The sequence below is a fragment of the Serratia sp. ASV30 genome (genome assembly GCF_016428815.1).
Classification (GTDB): Bacteria; Pseudomonadota; Gammaproteobacteria; order Enterobacterales; family Enterobacteriaceae; genus Chania; species Chania fonticola_C.
This window is the reverse complement of sequence record NZ_JAELTL010000115.1, coordinates 1-4581: the sequence shown is the minus strand read 5'-3', so window position 1 is coordinate 4581 and position 4581 is coordinate 1. Positions and strand designations below refer to the sequence as shown.

Here is a 4581-nt window from a genome sequence, read left to right as displayed (position 1 = left end):
CCCCCCCCCCCCCCCCCCCCCCCCCCCCCCCCCCCCCCCCCCCCCCCCCCCCCCCCCCCCCCCCCCCCCCCCCCCCCCCCCCCCCCCCCCCCCCCCCCCCCCCCCCCCCCCCCTTTTTAGTTGGCATCGTCGGCAGCGTCAGATGTGTATAAGAGACAGGTAGCTGATAATGACTTACACCGCCTGACAGATCGTTGTATCGCGTATAAAAAACACCTTGAGAGGTGACGTTAAAGTATACCTCTCCATGCTTTAATTTTAAGTTGTCGCTAATTCTTTTAAAGAATAAATAATTCAAGGGGAGAAGGATCAATAAAAATAAAACACCAAGTAGAAAGGTATCACCCTCGATAAAAAATAGGGTTGGCGTAGCCAGAGATGCAATGAAAACAAGTATGAAAACGGGAGAAAGCAATAAGTAGAGCGTCTTTGTCGCTATTCTACGCTCGATGGCTGACACATCATCACATCGCTTGGAGGGGCTGGCGAAAAACGCGGTATGTTCGGCAATCATACTTTTATATCCCTATAATCAATCACATAATCCTGAATTAGTGTCTTGCTGTACCCTAGCTAGTTAGCCGGAAGGCTTAAAACCAAGGAACTCAAGCCTGGTAGATTACCAGACTCAGGGACTATTTTCTGCTTATGATACACGGCTCACTGCAAGGGAAATCTCCGCTTCTGGGGGCATGTGCCCGATATTCAGTAGCTTTGGTCAGTTTGCTTTCCTGTTTATGACAATCAAGCTTTGCATCGCAGGTGTAAGCATAGAAAGAATAAATATATATCCATTAATAACCCCGGCGGTTCGCCAGGGTTATTGCCATAATAGGTTATTTAAAGGCTGACTTTCCTGCAAACTGTGCTGACGAACCCAACTCATCCTCAATTCGCATGAGCTGGTTGTATTTTTCGATACGCTCACCCCGGCACGGGGCTCCTGTTTTGAGATGACCTGCACGCATAGCCACTGTCATATCGGCGATAAAGCTGTCGATCGTCTCTCCGCTGCGGTGTGAGATAAAGGCACCCCAGTTGTTGTCATGGCAGAGCTGAACCGCATCAAAGGTTTCACTCAGGGAGCCAATCTGATTGAGTTTAATCAATGCAGCATTCGCAAGATTTTCATCAATCCCGCGCTGTATATACTTCACATTGGTCACAAACAGATCGTCACCAACCAGTTCAATCTGATCTCCCAATCGATCATGCAGAATTTTCCATCCTGCCCAGTCATCTTCCGCGAGGCCATCTTCAATAAGGACAATCGGGAAGGTTTTAACCAGCATCTGGTAGTAGTCCGCCATCTCCTGCGAGGTCAGCTCGGCATTCTCCGTACGCAGATGATATTTTCCGTTTCGATAAAACTCACTGGAGGCTGGGTCCATACAGATAACGATATCTTCATTAGGGCGGAACCCAGCTCTCTCTATGGCAAGGACAATCAGTTCCAGCGGTTCACGATTTGAAGAAACTGCCGGAGCAAAACCTCCTTCATCGCCCACACCGGTTGACAGGCCCATTTCAAGAAGAACCTGACGAAGCGACTGGTATACTTCACTACCCCAACGCATGGCCTCCCTGAACGTTGGTGCGCCGTAAGGCGCAATCATATATTCCTGAAAGTCAGCCCCCTGACCGCGGGCATGAACGCCCCCATTGATGATATTCATGCAAGGCACCGGCAGCAGATTTGCCCCAATCCCACCAAGATAGCGGTACAAAGGCGTATGAGATAGTTGAGCGGCGAGCCGTGATACGGCCAATGAAACGCCCAAAATAGCATTTGCCCCCAGGCGCGCTTTATTATCCGTCCCATCCAGGGCAATCATAATGTTATCAATGCCGCGCTGATCGCGTACATCATGCCCTTTAAGGCTGTTATGAATCTCAGTGTTAACGCTTTTGATCGCGTTGAGGACACCTTTCCCGCCGAAGCGCGTTTTATCACCATCGCGGCGCTCTATAGCCTCTCGCGAACCGGTACTTGCTCCGGAGGGGACGGAGGCTCTTGCAACAGTACCGCATTGGGTTGAAACATCGACTTCCAGGGTTGGGTTACCCCGAGAGTCCAGGATTTCACGGGCATGGATTGTTTCAATAATAAAGCTCATATAAACCTCTAATATCAGTTGGTTGCAATATGCTTAATCAACACGTCAACGGTCAGATGGTTGACGAATTCAATTGAATGGGAAGAGAGCATCCCGAAAAGTCTGTTTTTATGTCCCATAATGACCAGATCTACACCCGCATCGGCGACGTAGGCCTCTAGGTCTTTAAAGCGGCTGATCGTCACTATCTCTTTCACATCCACGGGAAAATTGACTGTCTTCACTAACCGACTAAGCATTGCTTTTGCCGCAATAATTTCAGCAGACTGCCGGTCTTTCGTTAAAGAGTCTGAGGTAATGTCTAACTCTTGAAGATTTGAAGTGAGGTGTCCAAGGGTGATCGCCGTCCCTTGTTCATGAAAACTCCTGGCGACACTTTGAAGCAGAAACTGGCCGTCGGTTTCATCGCTGAGCATTAACAGAGCATGTTTATACATTTGCATTGACTACCTCGAGGAGGTTGAGAAAGTATCCGTCAGCCACGGCAGTATCTCTTTTTTCCTGCTTATAATGCCTGGAAGAGACAGACACGTTAAATTGAGCGCATTATTTTCTGAGAAATATATCGTTGTGTTTTTCTTAAAGATGTCCGTGACAGCCAACATCGCAATGTCAAAATCGCCGGACTGACACTCTTTTGTTAATGCGATAAGTAGGTCAGCGAGCATTGCATCTACTGCTGACATGCTGGCGACTTCGATTTGAGAAAGCAGCACCGACTGGGCGTTAATCCGGTAGCGCTTGGCGTCTTTCTTAAGAAGTGAGTCTGGTGTTTGCCCCCCAATATCTGTTTTCGCGATCAGCAACTCTTTCACGAAAGAGTCATAATTGAGTTGGCTTATGGAGAATAATGACTGCACGGCAGCGATGTCATGAGCTGTAGTGGTAGGTGATGTGAGCGCAACAGTATCACTCAGTATCGCTCCTAACATCAGGATGGCTTGAGATGAAGAGATCGGCTGAGGATTTTCAAGGGTAAGGATTTGCCAGATCACCGTGGCACAGCAGCCGTAGGAACGTATCCAAACATCCGGAGGATCCTGTGTCATAACCGTGCCCAGCCGGTGATGGTCTATGATGCCAACAATGTTGCCGTCGGCAAGTGAGGAAGGGCCCTGTTCCAGATCGGTAAAGTCGACCAGCCATACCTGTTTGCCACTGAGGTCTTCGTCGAGCAAGGGGGGAGGGGCTACTCCGGCCTGCTGCAGAATAAACGCCGTTTCAGGTGTAATGTCACCGAGCCTAAAAGGAGTCGCGCGCTTGCCGAGATTTGTCAGCCAGTCTGCTGTAATGAGCGCGCTGCAGATGCTGTCGCTGTCGGGATTCTGATGGCCAAAGACATAGATCATTTCAGCGTCTCCTCTGAGGTATCAGACGCAAGAAAGATCAAAGGTAAAAGATGATTTTTTTTCATAAGTGTACCTGACATACGTGCCTAAGGATAAAAGCAAAAATGTATATCAGGCGTCATCATCCGAACTGGACAGCCCGGCGGTTGGGAAAGGTGGAACACCATCACCTTGAAAAAAAGCATAGGGCAAAATTATAATCTGTGCAACAAAAATGCCGCCTACTTTGACCGTGATCATTTTTTCCTGACATTCAGAAAATCGTTTAAAGCTTCACTACTTTGAATTCTAGGTGAATTTTATTATTCTGAATTACGTTTCACGACTACATTGAAGTACTCTACAACCGGACCCGGCGCCACCGTTATCACAGCGGCATCTGTCAAGAGGCCTTCGAAAAGGCCTCATCGTGAGGACAGAAGCAGTCTGTAGAATTGGGAGTGCTCCAGTGATGGAATAATAGCCGATTAATCACTAAAAGCCATATCCTATATCAAATGTCCCTATGTTTGCATTGTAATTGTGCATTTTCATACGTTGATAAGATAAGCCGATATTCCAATGTCGCTCATCACCAAAATAATACTTCCACCCAATGGCGCCATAAAGGCCAAGTCCGTTTTTACTCTCAATAGTATTATCCTCATGATAAATATTAGTGCCTGCTCGAATATAGAGTGAATGATGCCCCAAAGGCAGCGTGGCTTGCAAGGCGAGCGGAATTGTATGATAGGTTATGTTTTCAGGATGAGCGTAACCATCTGAAATGATGAAGGTTGTGTCGCCAGCTACGTTTGCATGCCCATACGCATAGCCAGTATAAATGCCTAGGTTTTTTGTAAAATCATATTGATATCCTATTTGTATATGACCACCTGCATCATTACCTTCTATATAAGTAACACCTGAATTTAAAGATAGCTCCTGCCCCGCAAGTGCAGATAGCGGAGCAACTGTCTCTTATACACATCTGACGCTGCCGACGATGCCAACTAAAAAAGGGGGGGGGGGGGGGGGGGGGGGGGGGGGGGGGGGGGGGGGGGGGGGGGGGGGGGGGGGGGGGGGGGGGGGGGGGGGGGGGGGGGGGGGGGGGGGGGGGGGGGGGGGGGGGGGGG

3 protein-coding genes, 1 pseudogene and 1 riboswitch are annotated in these 4581 nt (G+C 49.0%); all 4 genes and pseudogenes read right to left on the bottom strand.

From position 1 onward, the window contains the following. Positions 1-836: 836 nt before the first annotated feature. Positions 837-2117, bottom strand: coding sequence for a phosphopyruvate hydratase (gene eno / locus JHD74_RS25385; protein WP_074029731.1), 1281 nt, complete (start codon positions 2115-2117; stop codon positions 837-839). 14 nt (positions 2118-2131) lie between these two features. Continuing rightward, complete coding sequence (locus tag JHD74_RS25380) at positions 2132-2560, bottom strand: universal stress protein (RefSeq protein ID WP_199063823.1); 429 nt, start codon at positions 2558-2560, stop codon at positions 2132-2134. A 3-nt stretch (positions 2561-2563) separates the two neighbouring features. Then, positions 2564-3466 (bottom strand): manganese-dependent inorganic pyrophosphatase, encoded by a 903-nt coding sequence (locus JHD74_RS25375; RefSeq protein WP_199063822.1) that lies wholly within the window; start codon positions 3464-3466, stop codon positions 2564-2566. A gap of 105 nt (positions 3467-3571) precedes the next feature. Then, positions 3572-3646, bottom strand: a riboswitch (Fluoride riboswitch). A 294-nt stretch (positions 3647-3940) separates the two neighbouring features. Then, a pseudogene (locus tag JHD74_RS27135) lies at positions 3941-4369 on the bottom strand (outer membrane beta-barrel protein); the annotation flags it as partial. Positions 4370-4581 lie beyond the last annotated feature (212 nt).